The organism is Nonomuraea sp. NPDC049480 (assembly GCF_044465905.1).
Lineage (GTDB): Bacteria > Actinomycetota > Actinomycetes > Streptosporangiales > Streptosporangiaceae > Nonomuraea.
Genome location: NZ_JBITMD010000003.1, coordinates 107,757 through 126,762 on the forward strand (window position 1 = coordinate 107,757; position 19,006 = coordinate 126,762).

Annotated in this window: 18 protein-coding genes; all 18 read left to right on the forward strand. The window is 71.5% G+C overall.

Annotation, left to right across the window (positions count from 1 at the left end; genetic code table 11):
- The first annotated feature begins 315 nt into the window (after nucleotides 1–315).
- The 18 genes from ACIBX3_RS10235 (at nucleotide 316) to ACIBX3_RS10320 (ending at nucleotide 18,999) form a co-directional block, all read left to right on the forward strand.
- Complete coding sequence (locus ACIBX3_RS10235) at nucleotides 316–828, forward strand: flavin reductase family protein (RefSeq protein WP_397115233.1); 513 nt, start codon at nucleotides 316–318, stop codon at nucleotides 826–828.
- Nucleotides 829–843: 15 nt separating this feature from the next.
- The gene (locus ACIBX3_RS10240; RefSeq protein ID WP_397115235.1) at nucleotides 844–1,755 is read left to right on the forward strand and encodes a glutathione S-transferase C-terminal domain-containing protein; all 912 of its coding nucleotides are present in this window, start codon (nucleotides 844–846) and stop codon (nucleotides 1,753–1,755) included.
- Nucleotides 1,752–3,071, forward strand: a complete 1,320-nt coding sequence (locus ACIBX3_RS10245; protein ID WP_397115236.1) for an NtaA/DmoA family FMN-dependent monooxygenase — start codon at nucleotides 1,752–1,754, stop codon at nucleotides 3,069–3,071. The genes ACIBX3_RS10240 and ACIBX3_RS10245 overlap by 4 nt, the downstream gene beginning before the upstream one ends.
- On the forward strand, nucleotides 3,068–4,240 hold the full coding sequence (locus ACIBX3_RS10250) for an LLM class flavin-dependent oxidoreductase (RefSeq protein ID WP_397115238.1): 1,173 nt from the start codon (nucleotides 3,068–3,070) through the stop codon (nucleotides 4,238–4,240). Before ACIBX3_RS10245 ends, ACIBX3_RS10250 begins: the two co-directional genes overlap by 4 nt.
- The gene (locus ACIBX3_RS10255; RefSeq protein WP_397115240.1) at nucleotides 4,237–5,271 is read left to right on the forward strand and encodes an LLM class flavin-dependent oxidoreductase; all 1,035 of its coding nucleotides are present in this window, start codon (nucleotides 4,237–4,239) and stop codon (nucleotides 5,269–5,271) included. The genes ACIBX3_RS10250 and ACIBX3_RS10255 overlap by 4 nt, the downstream gene beginning before the upstream one ends.
- Nucleotides 5,268–6,356, forward strand: coding sequence for an MsnO8 family LLM class oxidoreductase (locus ACIBX3_RS10260; protein WP_397115242.1), 1,089 nt, complete (start codon nucleotides 5,268–5,270; stop codon nucleotides 6,354–6,356). The genes ACIBX3_RS10255 and ACIBX3_RS10260 overlap by 4 nt, the downstream gene beginning before the upstream one ends.
- Nucleotides 6,353–7,951 (forward strand): ABC transporter substrate-binding protein, encoded by a 1,599-nt coding sequence (locus ACIBX3_RS10265; RefSeq protein WP_397115243.1) that lies wholly within the window; start codon nucleotides 6,353–6,355, stop codon nucleotides 7,949–7,951. Before ACIBX3_RS10260 ends, ACIBX3_RS10265 begins: the two co-directional genes overlap by 4 nt.
- Entirely contained in the window at nucleotides 7,948–8,853 is a 906-nt protein-coding gene (locus ACIBX3_RS10270) for an ABC transporter permease (protein WP_397115245.1), read from the forward strand. Before ACIBX3_RS10265 ends, ACIBX3_RS10270 begins: the two co-directional genes overlap by 4 nt.
- A gap of 8 nt (nucleotides 8,854–8,861) precedes the next feature.
- Entirely contained in the window at nucleotides 8,862–9,782 is a 921-nt protein-coding gene (locus tag ACIBX3_RS10275) for an ABC transporter permease (protein WP_397115247.1), read from the forward strand.
- Nucleotides 9,779–11,362, forward strand: a complete 1,584-nt coding sequence (locus ACIBX3_RS10280; RefSeq protein WP_397115248.1) for a dipeptide ABC transporter ATP-binding protein — start codon at nucleotides 9,779–9,781, stop codon at nucleotides 11,360–11,362. Before ACIBX3_RS10275 ends, ACIBX3_RS10280 begins: the two co-directional genes overlap by 4 nt.
- 52 nt (nucleotides 11,363–11,414) lie before the next feature.
- Nucleotides 11,415–13,037 (forward strand): TIGR04028 family ABC transporter substrate-binding protein, encoded by a 1,623-nt coding sequence (locus tag ACIBX3_RS10285; protein WP_397115250.1) that lies wholly within the window; start codon nucleotides 11,415–11,417, stop codon nucleotides 13,035–13,037.
- Nucleotides 13,034–13,963, forward strand: coding sequence for an ABC transporter permease (locus ACIBX3_RS10290; protein WP_397115252.1), 930 nt, complete (start codon nucleotides 13,034–13,036; stop codon nucleotides 13,961–13,963). The genes ACIBX3_RS10285 and ACIBX3_RS10290 overlap by 4 nt, the downstream gene beginning before the upstream one ends.
- 397 nt (nucleotides 13,964–14,360) lie before the next feature.
- Entirely contained in the window at nucleotides 14,361–14,672 is a 312-nt protein-coding gene (locus ACIBX3_RS10295; protein ID WP_397115254.1) for an ABC transporter permease subunit, read from the forward strand.
- Nucleotides 14,669–16,240, forward strand: coding sequence for a dipeptide ABC transporter ATP-binding protein (locus ACIBX3_RS10300; RefSeq protein ID WP_397115256.1), 1,572 nt, complete (start codon nucleotides 14,669–14,671; stop codon nucleotides 16,238–16,240). Before ACIBX3_RS10295 ends, ACIBX3_RS10300 begins: the two co-directional genes overlap by 4 nt.
- Entirely contained in the window at nucleotides 16,237–17,229 is a 993-nt protein-coding gene (locus ACIBX3_RS10305) for a putative FMN-dependent luciferase-like monooxygenase (protein WP_397115258.1), read from the forward strand. Before ACIBX3_RS10300 ends, ACIBX3_RS10305 begins: the two co-directional genes overlap by 4 nt.
- Nucleotides 17,226–17,816 carry a CMD domain protein gene (locus ACIBX3_RS10310; RefSeq protein ID WP_397115260.1) on the forward strand — a complete coding sequence of 197 codons (591 nt, stop codon included), beginning with the start codon at nucleotides 17,226–17,228 and terminating at the stop codon, nucleotides 17,814–17,816. Before ACIBX3_RS10305 ends, ACIBX3_RS10310 begins: the two co-directional genes overlap by 4 nt.
- The gene (locus ACIBX3_RS10315; protein WP_397115262.1) at nucleotides 17,813–18,382 is read left to right on the forward strand and encodes an alkylhydroperoxidase domain protein; all 570 of its coding nucleotides are present in this window, start codon (nucleotides 17,813–17,815) and stop codon (nucleotides 18,380–18,382) included. The genes ACIBX3_RS10310 and ACIBX3_RS10315 overlap by 4 nt, the downstream gene beginning before the upstream one ends.
- A complete protein-coding gene (locus ACIBX3_RS10320; protein ID WP_397115264.1) occupies nucleotides 18,379–18,999 on the forward strand; it encodes a VOC family protein in 621 nt (206 codons plus the stop codon). Before ACIBX3_RS10315 ends, ACIBX3_RS10320 begins: the two co-directional genes overlap by 4 nt.
- The last annotated feature ends 7 nt before the right edge of the window (nucleotides 19,000–19,006 follow it).

The following is a 19,006-nucleotide window of genomic DNA, read 5'->3' on the forward strand; positions in this document are numbered from 1 at the left end:
TGTTGACTTATTGGAGATCGCGGCTTAGCGTCGTTGGTATGAGCCAGGGCTTCCTCCTGACAAGGCGCTCCCACGTGGACTTCGGCCACGTCGCCAGCGCGCAGTGTCGTTGATCACGGACCCGTAGCCGCCGAATCCCACCCTCGTGCTCCCGGCGTGGCCGACGCCGTCCATGCCTTCTCCGACGACTCCTCTTTCTCCGCGCCCCCGGCAGCCGCCGGGGCGCCACGTGAGCATGCCTACTCCCGTGAGGAACTCTCTCGTGATCGTGCCATCAAAGACCTTGCGCCCCACCGGCGGAATCGGGGTGCTCTCATGACCGACACGCTGCCCGACCGCGCCATCGCCGCCGACCAGTTCAGGCAGGCGCTCGCCGTGCACGCCAGCGGCGTCGTGGTCATCACCGCGCAGAACGACGGCATTCCCGTGGGCCTCACCGCCACGTCCTTCTCCTCCGTCAGCCTGGAACCACCCCTGGTCTCCTTCTACGTGGACCGTTCCTCCACCACCTGGCCGCAACTGGGCGCCGCCGACCACTTCGCGGTCAACATCCTGGCCAGTGACCAGGCCGAGCTGGCGGCCCGCTTCGCCCGCAAGAACATCGACCGCTTCGCCGCGCCCACCCGCTGGCGGCCCGGACCGCTGGGCGCCCCGCTGCTGCAGGACGTCTCGGCGCACCTGATCTGCCTGCCCTACGAGCGAGCCGAGGTCGGCGACCACCTCCTGGTGGTCGGCCTGGTCGCCGAGGCCGGCGTACGGCACGCCGGCCGCCCACTCCTCTACCACCAGGGCCGCTTCGGCCGCTTCCTGGCCCACCCCGACTCCTGAACCCCGGAGCAGCTTGTGTCCACAACCACGCAGACGCGGGCCTACGCGAGCCCCGTCGACCACACCGCGTACGGCCACTACGGTCCGGGGCGCCTGCACCTGTCCCCGGACTGGAACCGCCCGGTCTATCCCTTCCAGGGCCGGATCACCGCCGACGGCTCCAGCGGCTTTCTCGCCGAGCCTGGCCGCTACCACCTCTACGTCGCCTGGGTCTGCCCCTACGCCCAGCGCGCCGCGATCGTCCGCAAGCTCAAGGGACTGGAGGACGTCGTCTCCCTGTCCTATGTCGACGACGAGCGCGACGGCCGCGGCTGGGCCTTCCGGGAACGCCGCGGCGCCGACCCGGTCAACGGCTTCACCCTGCTGGAGCAGGCGTACGAGGCGACCGAGAAGGGGTACGGCGGCCACATCTCGGTCCCCGTGCTCTGGGACCGGCGGACCGGCACGATCGTCAGCAACAACTTCCCCGACATCACGATCGACCTGGCCACCCGGTTCGAGCAATGGGCCGACACATCGATCGATCTCTACCCGGACGCGCTGCGCCCCGAGATCAACAAGCTGAACGGGTGGATCTACTACGACGTCAACACCGGCGTCTCCCGCGTGGCCCGTGCCACCACCGAGGACGACCGCGAGCGGGAGCGCCACGTGGTTGTATCGGCACTGGAACGCCTGGATGAGCGCCTGTCCGAGCAGCGCTTCCTGGCCGGGGACACGATCACCGAGGCCGACGTGCGGCTGTGGGTGACGCTGGCCAGGTTCGACGCCGAGTACAACCGCGGCCACCTCGTCAGCGAGCGGGAACTGAGCGACTTCGAACACCTGTGGCCCTACGCCCGTGACCTCTACCAGCGGCCCGCCTTCCGCGAGACCACCGAGGGCCTGCCCGCAACCTGGGACGCGCCCCACGGGCGGGGCCGATGACGCGCAAGCAGGTCCACCTGGCGGCCCACTTCCCCGGCGTGAACAACACCACCGTCTGGGCCGACCCCCGCTCCGGCAGCCAGATCGACTTCGCCTCGTTCGTCCATCTCGCGAAGACGGCCGAGCGTGGCACGTTCGACTTCTTCTTCCTCGCCGAGGGGCTGCGGTTACGCGAGCTGAAGGACCGCATCCACGATCTGGACGTGGTGGGCCGGCCGGAGTCGCTCACCGAGCTCAGCGCGCTGGCCGCGGTGACCGACCGGCTGGGCCTGGCCGGGACCGTCAACGCGACTTTCAACGAGCCGTACGAGCTGGCCAGGCGCCTATCCACGCTCGACCACCTGAGCGAGGGCCGGGCCGCGTGGAACGTGGTCACCACCTCCGACGCCTTCACCGGCGAGAACTTCCGCCGCGGCGGCTACCTGGACCGTGCCGACCGGTACGGGCGGGCCGCCGAGTTCGTCCGCCTGGCGCGCGAGCTGTGGGACTCCTGGCAGCCCGACGCCATCGTCGCCGACCCGGCGGCGGGACGGTTCATCCACGAGGGGGCCATCACGATGGTCGAGCATCGCGGCACGCACTTCTCGGTGAGTGGCCGGTTCACCCTGCCTCGCAGCCCGCAAGGCCGCCCCGTGATCATCCAGGCGGGCGACTCCGACGAGGGCCGCGAGTTCGCCGCCGCCAACGCCGACGTGATCTTCACGCCGCACGGCAGGCTGGAGGACGGCAAGCGCTTCTACGCCGACGTCAAGCGCCGCCTGGGCAAGTACGGTCGCGAGCCGCACCAGTTGAAGATCATGCCTGGGGTGACGTTCGCGCTGGGCGACACCGAGGAGGAGGCCGCGGAGAACGCCGCCCGCATCCGGCGTCAGCAGGTCGGGCCGCAGACCGCGATCGTCTTCCTGGAGCAGGTGTGGGGTCGTGACATGTCGGCCTACGACCCGGAGGGCCCGCTGCCGGAGGTCGATCCGGACCTGTCGGAAGGCGTCTCCCAGGGCAGGGTGGCGATCAAGGACAGGGCGGCCGTGGCGGCCAAATGGCGGGCGCTGGCCGAGGAGAAAGGCCTGTCGATCCGGGAGCTGGTCATCGAGGTGACCGGGCGGCAGACGTTCATCGGCACCCCCGAGAGCGTGGCCCGGCAGATTGACGAGCACGTGCAGGCCGACGCCGCCGACGGGTTCATCCTCGTGCCGCACCTGACGCCGGGCGGGCTGGACGAGTTCGTGGACCGGGTGGTGCCGCTGCTGCGTGAGCGCGGCGTCTTCCGCACCGAGTACACCGGCGCCACCCTTCGTGACCATTTGGAGCTGGCATGACGTTGCACTTGGCCGTGGCGCTGGACGGCGCGGGCTGGCATCCTGCCGCCTGGCGCTCATGGGACTCCCCGGAGGGGATCTTCTCGGCACGTCACTGGGCTGGGCTGGTGGCCGAGGCCGAGCGCGGGCTGCTCGACTTCGTCACCATCGAGGACGCGTTCGGGTTGCAGTCCACGCTGCCCGACGGCGACGACGACCGCACCGACCAGGTGCGGGGACGGTTCGACGCGGTGTTGCTCGCGGCCCGGCTGGCGCCGCTCACGAGCCGGATCGGGCTGGTGCCGACCGCCACGGTCACGCACACCGAGCCGTTCCACGTGGCCATCGGCATCGCCACGCTCGACCACGTCAGCGGCGGCCGGGCCGGGTGGCGGGCGCAGGTCTCGCCGCGGGCCTCGGAGGCGCGGCTCGTCGGCCGCCGGGAGTTCCCGCCGCTCGATCGGCTGTTGAACCGGCAGGGCGGCGTGGACCTGTCGGCCGACCCGCAGGCGCGCGATCTGTTCGCGGAGGCGGCGGACGCGGTGGAGGTGGCGCGGCGGCTCTGGGACAGCTGGGAGGACGACGCCGAGATCCGCGACGTGGCCACCGGCAGGTTCATCGACCGGGACAAGCTCCACTACATCGACTTCGCCGGGCGGTTCTTCTCGGTCAAAGGACCGTCGATCACGCCGCGCTCGCCGCAGGGGCAGCCGGTGGTGACCGCGCTCGCGCACGCGCGGCTGCCGTACGAGTTCGCCGCCGGCGGCGCCGACGTCGTGTACGTCACGCCGCACTCGCCCGAGCAGGCCCGCGCCATCGTCGAGGAGGTCCGAGGGCTGTCCGGCGAGCTGAAGATCTTCGCCGACCTGGTCGTCTTCCTGGGTGAGGACGCGGCCGGGCGCAAGGCGCGGCTCGACGAACTGGACGGGGCCGAGCTCGTCTCCGACGCCGCGATCTTCACGGGGACCGCCCGGGAGCTGGCCGAGGTGCTGCTGGAGTGGCGGCGAGCCGGCATCCAGGGGTTCCGGCTGCGGCCCGGCGCGCTGCCGCACGACCTGGAGCGGATCACCCGGGAGCTGACGGCCGAGCTGCGAGGGCGAGGGGCGTTCCGGCACGAGTACGAGGCATCCACGCTGCGCGGGCTGCTCGGCCTGCCTCACCCGGTCAGCCGCTACGCGGAGGTGTCATGAAATTTCTGCTCATCACGTTGATCGTGCACAACGACGACCGATCACCCACCGAACGTTTCCGCGAGGTCGTCGACAACGCGGTGCTGGCCGAGGAGCTCGGCTTCGACGGGTTCGGCGTGGGAGAGCGGCACGAGCGGCCGTTCATCGCCTCCTCGCCGCCGGTCGTGCTCAGCCACATCGCGGCGAAGACGTCACGGATTCGGCTGTTCACCGCAGTGACCACGCTGAGCCTGCTCGACCCGGTGCGCGCTTACGAGGACTACGCCACCCTCGACCACCTGTCCGAGGGGCGGCTCGAGCTGATCATCGGCAAGGGCAACGGCGCGGCGCAGGCCGAGCTGTTCCACGTCACGGCCGAGGACCAGTGGGAGCGCAACCGCCAAGGGTACGAGCTGTTCCGCCGCCTGTGGCGGGAGGACAAGGTCACCTGGTCAGGCCGCTTCCGGCCGCCGCTCGTCGAGGCGGAGACCTGGCCGCGGCCGCTGCAGCGGCCGATCCGGGTCTGGCATGGCAGCGCCACCAGCAAGGAGTCGGTGGACCTGGCCGCCCGTTACGGCGATCCGCTGTTCTCCGCCAACGTCACCAACCCCATCGACCCGTACGCCGAGCTGATCGACCACTACCGGGAACGCTGGGCGCACTACGGCCACGACCCAGCCGACGCGCTGGTCGGGGCCGGCACGGCGGGTTACTACGCGGCCCGCACCTCGCAGGAGGCCATCGCGACGTACCGGCCGGTCTATGACGCCCGCGTGGCGTTCCAGCGGAAGCTCGGGCTGCCGATCGTGTTCCCGACGCTGGAGGACGCCATCGAGCGCAGCTCGATCCTGGTCGGCAGCCCGCAGCAGATCATCGACAAGGTGCTGCGCTACCACAAGCGGTTCGGGCACGAGGTCATGCACCTGCACGCCGACGCCGACGGGCTCACCCCCGAGCAGCACCGGGACGCGCTGGAGCTGTTCCAGACCGAGATCGCGCCCGCGCTGCGGGCGGAGATCCCCAGCAGGCCGTTCCCCGGAGGTGCCTCGTGACACTGTCCATCCTCGACCTCGCCCCGATCGTGTCGGGAGGCACCGCCGGTGACGCGTTGCGCAACACCATCCACCTGGCCAGGCGGGCCGAGGAGTTCGGCTACCGCCGGTACTGGCTGGCCGAGCACCACTTCGCGCCCGGCGTGGCCAGCTCGGCCCCGGCCGTGCTGATCGCCCTGGTCGCCGCGGCGACGTCCACGATCCGGGTGGGATCGGGGGCCGTGCAGCTCGGGCACCAGACGCCGCTGTCGGTGGTCGAGCAGTTCGGGCTCATCGACGCACTCCATCCGGGCCGGATCGACTTGGGGATCGGCCGTTCGGGGCAGCGCCGCGCCGAGTTCGCCCAGGCCGCCTGGGAGCCCAGGCCCGCCAGGGTCGTGGACGGGCTGCTGATCCCGCCGCCGTTCGACTTCTCACAGCTGGCCAAGCATCCCCATCTCGCCCACTACGCCACGCTGCTCCAGCAGCCCGGCGCGCAGACGCCCGACTTCGCCGACCAGATCGACGATGTGCTGGCCTTCCTCAAGGGCACGCACGAGGCGCGGGCCGTGCCTGGTGAGGGCGCGGACGTGGAGGTGTGGATCCTCGGCAGCAGCGGCGGGCAGAGCGCGCAGGTGGCGGGGGAGCGGGGGCTGCCGTTCGCGGCCAACTACCACGTCAGCCCGTCCAACGTGCTGGAGGCCGTCGACGCCTACCGGGAGGCGTTCAAGCCGTCCGACGCGCTGGCCGAGCCGTATGTCGTCGTCTCGGCGGACGCGGTGGTCGCCGAGGACGAGGCGAAGGCCCGCGAGCTGGCCAGAGGCTACGGCCTTTGGGTGCGCAGCATCAGGACCGGCGCAGGCGCGATGCGGTACCCCACGGGCGAGGAGGCCGAGGCGCACGTCTGGACCGACGCCGACCGCGAGCTCGTCAAGGACCGCGTCGACACCCGGTTCGTCGGCACGCCCGATCAGGTGGCCGAGCGGCTGCGCGTGCTCCGCCACGTGACCGGGGCCGACGAGCTGCTGGTCACCACGATCACCCACGACCATCACCACCGCGTGCGCTCGTACGAGCTGCTCGCAGAAGCCTGGAAACGCCCGTGAAGCGCCTCATCCCTTTTCTGCTCGTCGCCACGCTGGCCGCTTGCGGCGGGCAGCCTGCCCAGGAAGCCGCCGTCACCTCGCTGACCTGGGCCATCGAGACGCAGCCCATCACGCTGAACCCGCAGCTGTGGGCGCAGAACAAGGTGCGGCTGCTCGTGTTCAACCAGTTCGACGCGCTGGTCTCCAAGGCCGAGGACGGTACGTTCCGTCCCTGGCTGGCCAAGTCGTGGAAGGTGTCGGACGACGGGCTCACCTACACCCTCGACCTGCGCGACGACGTGGCCTTCCACGACGGCACGAAGTTCGACGCCGCCGCCGTCAAAGCCAACCTCGAGCAGTTCAGGGTGCCCGGCTACAACCCGGCGGTGGCCGCGATCCAGCTCAAGGCCTTCGACAAGGCGGAGGTCGTGTCGCCGTACCAGCTGAAGATCACGCTCAAGGATCCGGACGCGCTGTTCCTCGACTTCCTCGCCTCTCCCTACGCCGGGCAGGTCTCGCCGAAGTCGCTCAAGAGCGCCAAGGACCTCAAGTTCGGCGGGCCCGACCTGGTCGGCACCGGGCCGTTCATCCTCGACCGGTACGTCCAGGGCCAGGAGATCCACTACCGGCGCAACCCCGCCTACAACTGGCCGCCCGCCGGGGCGGCACACCAGGGTCCCGCCCACCTGTCGGAGATCACCTACCGGTTCCTGCCCGAGGCCGCGGTCCGCGTCGGCGCGATCACCTCCGGCCAGGTGCAGGCCATCGAGGGCGTCCCCGCCACCGAGGTCGCACTCATCAAGAAGGACCCGACCCTGACCCTGCAGACCGCCCTGAACTCCGGCACCTCCTACTCCTACTACTTCAACACCTCCCACGCCCCCTTCGACGACCAGCGCGTGCGCGAGGCGTTCCGCGAGGCCGTGGACGTGGACGCCGTGCTGAAGTCCGTCTACCAGGGCACCGCCACCAGGGCGTGGAGCATCGTCGGCAAGCAGAGCACCTTCTACGACGCCACCCTGGAGAACACCTTCGGTGGCGACGTGGCCAAGGCCAACGCCCTGCTCGACGCGGCCGGCTGGAAGGAGCGCGACGCGGAGGGCTACCGGGTCAAGGACGGCAAGCGGCTCACGGTACGCGAGGTCGCCTCCGCGCCCTTCGTCCGGGACCGCAGGGACGTCCTCGCGCAGGCCATCCAGGCGCAGGTCAAGCAGAACGCCGGCATCGACTTCCAGATCAAGATCGTGGACCAGGGCAGCGCCCAGAAGGCCCTGGACGAGAACGCGTACGACATCTTCGGCAACTCCCGCGGCGATTCCGACGCGGGCGCCGCGCTCAACCTCATCCTGCCGACGAAGGGCGCCATCAACCGCACCCGCTTCTCCGACCCGCAGGTGGACAAGTGGCTCGCCGCCGCCTCGGCCACCTCCGACCAGGCCGAACGCAAGGAGCTCTACGCCAAGATCCAGCACGCTGCCGTGACGGAGCACGCCATCGTGTTCCCGCTCTACGTCCCCGCCGACCAGATCGCGGCGAACAAGAGCGTGCAGGGCCTCGGCTTCGACCCGGCCTCCGGAACCCCGGCGAGCGCGTACGACGTGCGGATCGGCACATGATCAAACGAATGGGCACCGGGCTGGCCGTGCTCTGGGCCGCGGCGACCGCTTCGTACGTGGCGCTGCTGCTGGCCCCCGGCGACACCGTCGACATCCTGGTCGGCGACGGCCCCGACACCCCAGAAATCCGGGCCGGAATCGTCGCCGAGTGGGGGCTCGACCGACCGCGGATCGTGCAGTACCTGGCCTACCTGTGGCGGCTGCTCCATGGCGACCTCGGCCGCTCCTACCAGCTGCAGCGCGGCGTCGGCGAGATCCTGGCCACCCAGATCGGCCCGACCGCGCAGCTCACGCTCGCGGCCGCGGCCACCGGCGTGGCCCTGGCCGGCGTCATCGCGATCGTCACGGCAGGCAGGGGGCGTTGGCTGCGCGGCGCCGCCTCGGCCGCCGAACTGGTGGCGGTTTCGGTGCCGCCCTTCCTGATCGGGATCGTGCTGCTGTCGGTGTTCTCGTTCACGCTGGGCTGGTTCCCCGTCTCGGGGGCACAGGGGCCGCAGGCGCTGGTGCTGCCCGCGCTCGCGCTCGGCCTGCCGATCGCTGGCGTGCTGGGGCAGGTGCTGCGCGGCGGGCTGGAACGGGCGCTGGAGCAGCCGTTCGCGGTGACGGCGCGGGCCCGCGGGCTCACCGAACGCGCCCTGGTCGCCAGGCATGCCCTGCGGCACGCGCTGATCCCCGCCGTGACGCTGGCCGGGTGGTTCACCGGGACGCTGCTGGGCGGCGCGGTGATCACCGAGGTGCTGTTCGGGCGGCCCGGGCTCGGCCAGGTGGCCATGCAGGCGGTGACCGGCCGGGACATGCCTGTGGTGATGGCCGTCGTGCTGCTGTCGGCCGTCGTGTACGTGACCATCAGCACGCTGCTCGACCTGGCCTACCGCGTCATCGACCCGCGGATACGAGGGTGACCCGGGCGATGCGCGTGCTCACCCGCGGGGAATCCCGCCCCGCCCGGAAGATCCTGCGCCCTTGGCACGCCACCCGCTCGAGCCCGGCCCGGCCCGCCCGGTCGGCATCGAGCGGGTCTGCCGCGGCGGACCTCCTGCGCCGGCTGGTGCCGGTGGCCTTCCTCGCCCTCCTCGCCGTGGCCGTCGCGGCGCCCGGGCTGGTCACGGACGCCGACCCGCTGGCCGCCGACCCGCTGAACGCGCTCGCCCCGCCCGGCGGCGCCCACTGGTTCGGCAGCGACCACCTCGGCCGCGACGTGCTGGCCAGGGTCGTCCATGGCGCCCGCCACTCCATCAGCATCGGCGTCGCCGCCACCGCCCTGGCCGTCACCGCCGGCGTGCTGCTCGGACTGGCCGCCGGGCTGTCGCCGAAATGGCTGGACGAGGCGCTGGCCCGCTCGTTCGACGTGCTGTCCACCCTGCCCGAGCTGCTGCTCGCCCTCCTGGTCGTGGCCATCACCGGCCCGGGCACCGGCAATGTCATCCTCGCCATCGCCGTCGCCCAGATTCCCAACTACGCCCGTGTGATCCGCGCCCAGACCTTCGTCGTCCGCCACTCCGGCTACGTCGAGCAGGCACTCACCTTCGGCCGTCCCCGCCTGGCGATCGTCGCCGGGCACGTGCTGCCCAACGTGCTCGGCCCGATCCCCGTGCTGGCCACCATCGGCCTCGGCCAGGCCGTGATCGCCAGCTCCGGTCTCAGCTTCCTCGGCATGGGACCTCAGCCGCCGGCCGCCGAGTGGGGCGCGATGCTCTCCGAGGCCCGCAACTACCTGCGGGTCGCCTGGTGGGAGGCACTCTTCCCGGGCCTGGCGATCACGCTCACCGTCGTCTGCCTGACCGTCGTCGGGCGCCGCCTGCAACGCCGCTTCGAGGGGAGAACACCATGACCTCGCTGGTTACCGTGGAGGACCTGCGCGTGAGCTTCGGCCACACCGAGGTCGTACGCGGTGTGGCCCTGACGGTCGAGCCCGGCGAGTGCGTGGCCATCGTCGGCGAGTCCGGCTCCGGCAAGAGCGTCACGGCACGGACCCTGCTCGGCCTGGCCGGACCCGGCTCGATCGTGCGGGCCTCGGCCTTCCGCGTCTCCGGCCGGGACGCCCTCGCCTTCACCCCCGGCGACTGGCGGCGACTGCGCGGCGGGTTCGCCGGACTCGTCCTGCAGGACGCGCTGGTCTCGCTGGACCCGCTGCGTACCGTGGGCGCCGAGATCGCCGAGGTGCTCGCCGTGCACGACGTCGTGCCCCGGGCCCGCCGCACGGATCGGGTGCTGGAGCTGCTCGACGCGGTGGGCATACCGGATCCGGCGACCCGGGTCGGGCAGTACCCGCACCAGCTCTCCGGCGGGCTGCGGCAGCGGGCGCTGATCGCCTCCGCCATCGCCGCCGATCCCGAGCTGATCATCGCCGACGAGCCCACCACCGCCCTCGACGTCACCGTCCAGGCTCAGATCCTGCGGCTGCTCGCCGAACGCAAGGCCGCCGGGACCGCTTTGCTGCTGATCAGCCACGACCTGGCCGTCGTCGGCTCGATCGCCGACCGCATCCTGGTCATGAAGGACGGGCAGGTCGTGGAGGAGGGGCCCGCCCGGGAGGTGCTGGCCGCGCCCGCGCACGACTACACCTGCGCGCTGCTGGCCGCCGTCCCGTCCGCCGCCTCCCGTGGCATCCGCCTCACCACCGGTACCCCGCGCACCCGCCCCGCCCGCGTCTCCCCGGTCCAAGTCCTCGCCGGAGCCGGGCTCACCCGCTCCTACGGCCCGCGCCGCGTCGTGGACGACGTCTCCTTCGCCCTCGACCAGGGCGAGACCTTGGGCGTCGTCGGCGAGTCCGGCTCGGGCAAGACCACGCTGGCCCGCCTCGCCCTCGGACTGCTCGAACCCGACACCGGCCAGGTCACCCTGCACCAGCGGCCATGGAGCCACCAGCGCGAACGCGCCCGCCGCCCGCTCCGCCCCAGAATCCAGCTCATCTCCCAGAACCCGCTCGACTCCTTCGACCCCCGCCACACCGTCGGCCACCTGATCGCCGAGCCGCTGCGTCTGCCTCGGGCGGAACGCCGCGAACGCGTACGCGACCTGCTCGCCCGCGTCGGCCTGCCGCCGGAGACGGCCGCCCGGCATCCCCGTGAGCTGTCCGGAGGCCAGCGCCAGCGCGTCGCCATCGCCCGCGCCCTCGGCCCCCGGCCCGACGTGCTCGTCTGCGACGAACCCGTCTCCGCGCTCGACGTCTCCATCCAGGCCCAGGTCCTTGATCTGCTCGCCGACCTCCAGGCCGAGTACGGCACCGCGATGCTGTTCATCTCCCACGACCTGGGCGTCGTCCACCACGTCGCCGACCGCGTGCTCGTCATGAAGGACGGCCGCGTCGTCGAGGAAGGCGATGTCGGGCAGGTGTTCACCCGGCCCCGCCACCCCTACACACAGGCGTTGGTCGCCGCCGTACCCCGCATGGAATTCTCCACAATCTAGGTAGGTTATAGTGGCTTTAGGGTCACAAACGTTCATGAAAGGCAGTACCCCCATGTCTCCATCCAGGCCGTTGCTCACCGCCGCCATGCTCACCGTCGTGGGCCTACTCGGCGCCTGTGGCGGCGGGGGAGCTGCCGGAACCGCGGCAGGCGACGGCAACAAACCGGCCTACGGCGGCACTCTGACCTATCTGGAGCATCAGCCCCCGACCTGCCTTTACCTGCCCGCCGCCGGCTTCTATCCCAACGGCGGCATCCTCAACCAGATCACCGACAAGCTGACCTGGCAGAACCCCGAGACGCTGAAGATCGAGCCGTGGATCGCCACCAAGTGGGAGATCAACGAGGACGCCACCGAGTACACGTTCCACCTGCGCGACGGCGTGACCTTCAGCGACGGCAGCCCGCTCGACGCCTCCGCCGTGGCGGCCAACTTCGACGTGTACGGCCTGGGCGATCCCAAGCTCAAGCTGCCCGTCGCCGAGTTCGTCAACAACTACGAACGCAGCGAGGTCGTCGACGCCAAGACGGTGAAGTTCCACTTCAAGCAGCCCTCGCCCGGCTTCCTCCAGGGCACCTCCGTGATCGGTGCCGGCCTCGTCTCCAAGAAGACGCTCTCCCTGCCGTACGAGCAGCAGTGCCAGCTCAAGAACATCATCGGCTCGGGCCCCTTCACCCTCAAGAGCCAGATCGTCGACAAGGAGGTCGACCTGGCCGCGCGCAAGGACTACAACTGGGCCCCGCCGTCGTCGCAGCACCAGGGCCGCGCGTACCTCGACGAAATCAAGATCATCGTCACGCCGGAGGACAACGTGCGGGTGGGTGCGCTCACCTCCGGCCAGGCCGACATGGTGCGCTACGTCCAGGCGTACGACGAGAAAACCGTCAAGGACGCGGGCTTCCAGATCTACGCCGAGCCCACCCGGGGCGTGAACAACGGCCTCTACCTGCGGCCCACGAACAGCATCCTCAAGGACGCCGACGTGCGCAGGGCGCTGCAGGCGGGCACGAACGCCAAGGAGGTCGTCGACACCCTGTTCACCGGCAGCTATCCGGTGGCCACCTCCGTGCTCAGCCACCTCGCCCAGGGCTATTCCGACCTGTCCAAGGAGCTCGCCTACGACCCGGACCAGGCCAACGCCCTGCTGGACAAGGCAGGCTGGGCGCGCGGCGCCGACGGGATCCGCGCCAAGGACGGCGTGAGGCTGCAGCTCGGCGTGTTCGTCTCCGGTCCGCAGCCGCTGTCGAAGCAGACGCTCGAACTCGTCGCCCAGCAGTGGGCCAAGCTCGGTGTGAAGCTGGAGATCCGCCCCGCCGACGCCGGCACGCAGGCCGTGGACATCAAGAACGCCGAGAAGACCGCGATTCAGCACGGCATGGTCGGCCGCGCCGACCAGGACGTGATCAAGAGTCACTTCCACAGCCAGAACCGCGACGTCATCCTCCACGAGGACGAGAAGCTGGACCGGCTGCTGGAGGAGGAGTCCGCCGAGCCCGACGTGGCCGCGCGCAACGCCAAGGTGTCCGAGATCCAGCGGTACGTGATCGAGCAGGGCTACGCGATCCCGCTGTTCGAGGAGCCCCAGGTGTACGGCGCCGCGCCGCACGTCAAGGGCGTGGCCTTCGAGGCGGTCGCCCGGCCCTGGTTCTACTCGGTGTGGAAGTCGCAGCAGTGACGCGATACCTCCTGTCGAGGACCGGCCAGGCGGCGCTCGTGCTCTGGGCCGCCTTCACGGCGAGCTACGTGCTCCTGCAGTTGCTGCCCGGCGACTCGATCCTGATCAAGTTCCAGAACCCCGAGCTCGGCCTGTCGCCGCAGCAGATCGCCGAGATCCGCGCTTTCTACGCCGGCGGCTCGCCGATCGGAGACTACTTCCGGACCCTGTTCGGCTTCGTGACCGGCGGCCTCGGCTACTCGATCGACACCGGCACCCCCGTGATCGAGCGGCTGGCCGAGGCGCTGCCCGGGACGGCCCGGCTCGCCTCGGCCGCGTTCCTGCTGGCGGTGCTGATCGCCGTGGTGATCGCTTTCGCGGCGAGCTACAGCCGGACTTCGTGGTTGCGGGGCGCGCTGCTGTCGGTGCCGTCGGTGTTCATCTCGGTCCCCGCGTTCTGGCTGGGCATCCTGCTGATCCAGGTCTTCTCGTTCCGGCTGAAGCTGGTGCCGGTGATCGGCGGCGGCGAGCTGCAGCAGCTCATCCTGCCCGTGCTGACGCTGGCCGTGCCGATCTCGGCGCCCATCGCGCAGGTGCTCGCCAGGAGCATCGACCAGGTGTACGCGCAGCCGTTCGTGCCGGTGATCGAGGCCAAGGGCGCCACGCGGTGGTGGGTCCTGTGGCGGCACGTGGCCCGCAACGCCGTGCTGCCGACGCTGACCGTGGCCGGGCTGACGTTCGGCGAGCTGATCGCGGGCTCGGTCGTGACCGAGACCGTCTTCGGCCGGGCCGGCATCGGCCGGTTGACCGAGCAGGCCGTCAACGCGCAGGACACCCCGGTGATGCTCGCGGTCGTGGTGCTCGCCGCAGCCGTGTTCGTGCTGGTCAACCTGATCGTGGACGTGCTGTTCCCGATCCTCGACCCGCGGCTCAAGGCGGCGGCGTGAAGGGCGGAGTGGCTCTCGCGTGGGCGGTGCTCGGCCTGGCGCTGCTCTGGGCGGTCGTGCCCGGGGTGTTCACCGGCTACGACCCGATCGCCGGCGTGCCTGCTGAAAAACTCCAGGGGCCGAGCGCGGAGCACCTGTTCGGTACCGACGCTGTCGGGCGCGACGTGTTCGCCCGGGTGGTGCACGGTTCGGTGCACTCGCTGTCGGGGGCGCTCGTGGCCGTGGCGGTGGGCCTGCTGCTGGGCACGTTGCTCGGGCTGCTGGCCGGTGCGGCCGGCGGGTTCGCCGACGCGGCGGTCATGCGGGTCGTGGACGTGCTGCTGTCGGTGCCCGGCCTGCTCCTGGCCCTGACGGTGATCATCCTGCTCGGGCCCGGCACGTCCGGCGCGCCGACTACGTGGAGGCCGCGTTCGGCAGCGGCGGCACGTTCCCGGCCGTGTTGTGGCGGCACGTGCTGCCGAACTCGCTGGGCCCCGTCATCGCGCTGGCCGCCCTGCAGTTCGGCGCGGCCATCCTGGCCATCTCGACGCTCGGCTTCCTCGGGTATGGCGCCGAGCCGCCCACCCCGGAGTGGGGGCTGCTCATCTCCGAGGGCCGCAACTACCTGGCCACGTCGTGGTGGCTGACCACGCTGCCCGGCGCGGTGGTGGTCGCGGTGGTGCTCGCCGCCGGCCGCATCAGCCGCTCGATCGGAAAGGAACGAGCATGAGCCTGCTGGACATCCGCGACCTGGCGGTCTCCTACGACGGCAGGCGCGCGGTGGACGGCGTCTCCTTCGCGATCGAGCCGGAGGAGGTCGTGGCCGTCGTCGGCGAATCGGGGTCGGGCAAGTCCACCACGGCGCACGCGATCATCGGCTTGCTGCCCGGCAACGCCACCGTGGACGCGGGTCGGATCGGATTCGGCGAGGCCGACCTGGCCGGATGGTCCGAGCGTCGCCTGCGGTCCGTCCGCGGCGCGCAGATCGGCCTGATCCCGCAGGACCCCGCCAACTCCCTGGACCCGGTCAAGACCATCGGCGCCCAGATCGGCGAGGTCCTGCGCATCCACCGGTATGGCGACCGCCGGACGATCCGCCGCCAGGTCCTCGATCTGCTCGCCCGCGTCGGCCTGCCCGACCCGGAGATGCAGGCCCGCCGGTACCCGCACGAGTTGTCCGGCGGCATGCGCCAGCGCGTGCTCATCGCCATCGCGATCGCCCTGCGCCCCCGGCTGATCATCGCCGACGAGCCCACCAGCGCACTGGACGTCACCGTGCAGCGGCGCATCCTCGATCTCCTCGACGACCTCCGCACCGAGTACGGCACCGCCGTGCTGCTGGTCACCCACGACCTCGGCCTGGCCGCGAGCCGGTCGGACCGCCTCGTGGTGATGAAGGACGGCCGCATCGTGGAGCAGGGGCCGACCGCCGCCGTGCTGGCCGCCCCCGAGGCGGACTACACCAAGCGGCTGCTGAACGACGCTCCCGCCCTGTCGGCGCGGCCGTTCCTGGACTCTCCCGGCGAGCCTCCCGAGGCCCGGCCGGCGACGGGGCCCGCGATCGTGGTCCGCGACCTGGTCAAGGAGTTTCGCGTGGGGCGGCGCCCGTTCCGTGCCGTGGACGGGGTCTCCTTCGAGGTGGCGCGCGGCACCACGCACGCGCTGGTGGGCGAGTCCGGCTCCGGCAAGACCACCACGGCCAGGATGGTCGTGCGGTTCGCGACGCCCACCTCGGGAACGGTGACCATCGCCGGGGCGCCGGACGATCGGCGCTTCCGCCGGCACGTGCAACTCGTCTACCAGAACCCGTACGGGTCGCTCGACCCGCGCCAGTCCATCGGGAAGATCGTGGAGGAGCCGCTGCGTAACTTCAACCTCGGCGACCGGGCCAGTCGCCGCGCCCGGGTCGCCGACCTGCTGGAGCGGGTGGCGCTGCCGGAGGACGTGCTGGCGCGCCGACCGCGGGAGCTGTCCGGCGGGCAGCGGCAGCGGGTGGCCATCGCCCGCGCGCTGGCCGCCGACCCAGAGGTGATCGTGCTCGACGAGGCGGTCTCGGCCCTCGACGTCACCGTGCAGGCGCAGATCCTCGACCTTCTCGAACGGCTCCAGCGCGACCTGGGGCTCACCTATCTGTTCATCTCGCACGATCTGGCCGTGGTACGCCAGATCTCGCACACCGTCTCCGTCATGAGCAAAGGACGCATCGTGGAAACCGGAACCACCCGGCAGGTCTTCACCGAGCCCCGGCACGACTACACCCGCGAGTTGCTGGCCGCGATCCCGGAGCGGGTGCGATGAGGCTCGGCTTCTTCACCCGGCTCCTCGACGACGTGCCGCCGGGGGAGCGGTACCGGCTGGCCGCCGAGCAGATCGAGCACGCGCAGGCGTACGGGTTCGACACGGCGTGGGTGGCGCAGCACCACTTCGACGGCGAGGAGGGCGGCCTGCCCGCGCCGCTGGTGTTCCTGGCCCACGTCGCCGCGCGGACCGGTCGCATCCGGCTCGGCACCGGCATCATCACGCTGCCGCTGGAGCATCCGGTGCGGGTGGCCGAGGACACGGCCGTGCTGGACCTGCTGACCGGCGGCCGGCTGGAGGTGGGCGTGGGCGGCGGGGGCACGCCGTCGTCGTTCGCGCCGTTCGGGCACGACAGCGCCGACCGCGCGGCTCTCTACGCCGAGCACCTGTGGCTGCTGCGCCGCGCCTGGTCGGGGGAGGACCTCGGCGGCGGCAACCGGCTCTACCCGCCCGCGCCCAGGCTCCTCGACGCCGTGTGGGAAGCCACGTTCTCGGTCGCGGGCGGGGCTCGGGCGGGGAGGGCGGGCCACGGGTTGATGCTGTCCCGCACCCAGCCGCGGCCCGCCGAGAACCCGCAGGCGACGCTGGCCGACATCCAGCTGCCGATCGTCGACGCCTACCACGAGAACCTGCCGTCCGGCGTCGGGCCGCGCATCGTGGCCTCGCGCACCGCGTTCGTCGCCGACAGCCGGGCCGAGGCGCTGCGCTACGCCGAGCTCGGCCTCGGCCGGGGCAGGTTGCCCTTCGAGCTGCCCGAGGGCGATCTCGACAGCCGCATCGCAGCCTTCGACGTTCACCTGGGCACCCCGGAGGACGTCATCGAAAGCCTCCAAGCCGACCCGACTCTCGACCGGGTCACCGACCTGGTCTTCCAGGTGCACTCGGTCGACCCGCCGCACCCGCTCGTCCTCCGCTCGATCGAGCTGCTGGCGACCGAGGTCGCGCCCGCGCTCGGCTGGCTCCCCTCCACAGAACTGAGCACCAAATGATCAACGATGTCATCGACCACCTGGCCGGGATAACACCCGGCTCTCCGCTCGACCGGCTGCGCGCCCGGCGGCCGGGCGCGCGTGAGCACGCCCAGCGCAGCTTCGACGCGCTCTTCACCCCGGACGACGACAGAGAGGTCACGCTCGTCGAGCGGGACGCGATCGCGGCCTTCGTGGCCGGGCTGCACCAGGACGCCGAGATCGCCTCCTTCTACGCCGACCGGCTGGCCGAGCTCTCGCCCGGCCTGCTCAAGGCCGTGGAGTCCGGGATCGAGGCGGGCATCACCATCGGTCCCTACGGGGCCTACCCGGACGGCGGCCCGCTGGCGAAGGAGAGCGACGAGGGACTGCGCTACCGGGCGCGGAACCCCGCCGACCTGGGCGTCCGGCTCGCCGCCGCGTTCGAGCACGCCCACCTGCTCGTGTTCCGGCCGCGCGAGGCTCGCGAGGACGATCTGGACGCCCTGGCTCGAGCGGGCTGGAGCGCCACGGCCATCGTGACGCTGTCGCAGCTCGTCGCCTTCCTCACCTTTCAGATACGCGTGGTGGCCGGGCTGCGGCTGCTGCGGAAGGGATCGGCCTCATGACCGGATTCACCCAGGACCAACTCGGCTGGGAGCCTTGGCTTCCGCCCCTGACGGCCGACGAGCTGACCGACGAGCACTACGAGGCGCTGGTCGACAAGGCGCGCGCCGCCTCCCCGTACTTCCTGCTGCTCGCCCGCGACCCGGATGTCCTGCACGCCCGCACGAAGACCGACGTGGACATCTTCTACAACCCCGACGGCGGGCTGCCGCGCGCCGAGCGCGAGCTGGCCGCCACCGCGACCTCGCGCCGCAACGGCTGCGTGTTCTGCGCGTCCGTGCACGCCCGCTTCGCCGGCCACTACTCCAAACGCCCCGACGACGTGCAGCGCCTGCTGGACGAGGGCGTCGGTGCGCCGCAGGAGGGCACCTGGCGGGCCGTCATCGACGCCTCGGTGGCGCTCGCCGCCACTCCGGCCGAGTTCGGTCCGGAGCACGTCGCCGCGCTCCGTGCCGCGGGGCTCGATGACCTGGCCATCAGCGACACCATCCACGCCGCCGCGTTCTTCAACTGGGCCAACCGGCTCATGCTCTCGCTCGGCGAGCCCACCCAGGAGGCCGGCCAGTGACGGAACCCCAGCTCGACCACCTTGTCTACGCGGTGCCCGACCTCGCGGCGGGGGTCGCCGAGTTCGCCGAACGCACCGGGATCCGCCCTGTGCCCGGCGGCAGACACCCCGGAGGCACCGCGAACCACCTCGTCCGCTTCGGCCCCACCTCCTACCTGGAGATCATCGGCCCGGACCCGGAGGCGTCCGCACGGCCCCGGGCGTTCGGCCTGGAGACCCTGACCGCGCCGCGGCTCGTGGCCTGGGCCGTGCGCCCCGGGGACATCGACAAGGCGGTGCGGCAGTCCCGCGAGCAGGGCTACGACCCCGGCGACGTGCAGCCCCTGTCCCGGCGCACCCCGGCGGGCGTACTGCTGGAGTGGCGGCTCACCCGGCGCGAGGATCCGGCGGCGGTCAGGCCGGTGCCGTTCCTCATCGACTGGGGCGACACACCCCACCCCGCCTCCTCGGACCTGCCCCTGGTGAGCCTGACCTCCTTCTCCGCCGTGCACCCCGACCCCGACGTGCTGCGGCGCGACCTGGCCGCCCTCGGCGTCCGGCTCGACATCTCACAAGAACGCGAGACGGCGCTGTTGGCCGTCATCGACACCCCGCTCGGCCACGTGACCCTGCGCTGACCAGAAG

Bases quoted from the DNA above. Each gene is read 5' to 3' on its own strand.
- ACIBX3_RS10245 (WP_397115236.1), top strand. From the start codon at position 1,752: ATGACGCGCAAGCAGGTCCACCTGGCGGCCCACTTCCCCGGCGTGAAC.
- ACIBX3_RS10300 (WP_397115256.1), top strand. From the start codon at position 14,669: ATGAGCCTGCTGGACATCCGCGACCTGGCGGTCTCCTACGACGGCAGG.
- ACIBX3_RS10315 (WP_397115262.1), top strand. From the start codon at position 17,813: ATGACCGGATTCACCCAGGACCAACTCGGCTGGGAGCCTTGGCTTCCG.
- ACIBX3_RS10270 (WP_397115245.1), top strand. From the start codon at position 7,948: ATGATCAAACGAATGGGCACCGGGCTGGCCGTGCTCTGGGCCGCGGCG.
- ACIBX3_RS10275 (WP_397115247.1), top strand. From the start codon at position 8,862: ATGCGCGTGCTCACCCGCGGGGAATCCCGCCCCGCCCGGAAGATCCTG.
- ACIBX3_RS10235 (WP_397115233.1), top strand. From the start codon at position 316: ATGACCGACACGCTGCCCGACCGCGCCATCGCCGCCGACCAGTTCAGG.
- ACIBX3_RS10255 (WP_397115240.1), top strand. From the start codon at position 4,237: ATGAAATTTCTGCTCATCACGTTGATCGTGCACAACGACGACCGATCA.
- ACIBX3_RS10305 (WP_397115258.1), top strand. From the start codon at position 16,237: ATGAGGCTCGGCTTCTTCACCCGGCTCCTCGACGACGTGCCGCCGGGG.
- ACIBX3_RS10285 (WP_397115250.1), top strand. From the start codon at position 11,415: ATGTCTCCATCCAGGCCGTTGCTCACCGCCGCCATGCTCACCGTCGTG.
- ACIBX3_RS10280 (WP_397115248.1), top strand. From the start codon at position 9,779: ATGACCTCGCTGGTTACCGTGGAGGACCTGCGCGTGAGCTTCGGCCAC.
- ACIBX3_RS10310 (WP_397115260.1), top strand. From the start codon at position 17,226: ATGATCAACGATGTCATCGACCACCTGGCCGGGATAACACCCGGCTCT.
- ACIBX3_RS10250 (WP_397115238.1), top strand. From the start codon at position 3,068: ATGACGTTGCACTTGGCCGTGGCGCTGGACGGCGCGGGCTGGCATCCT.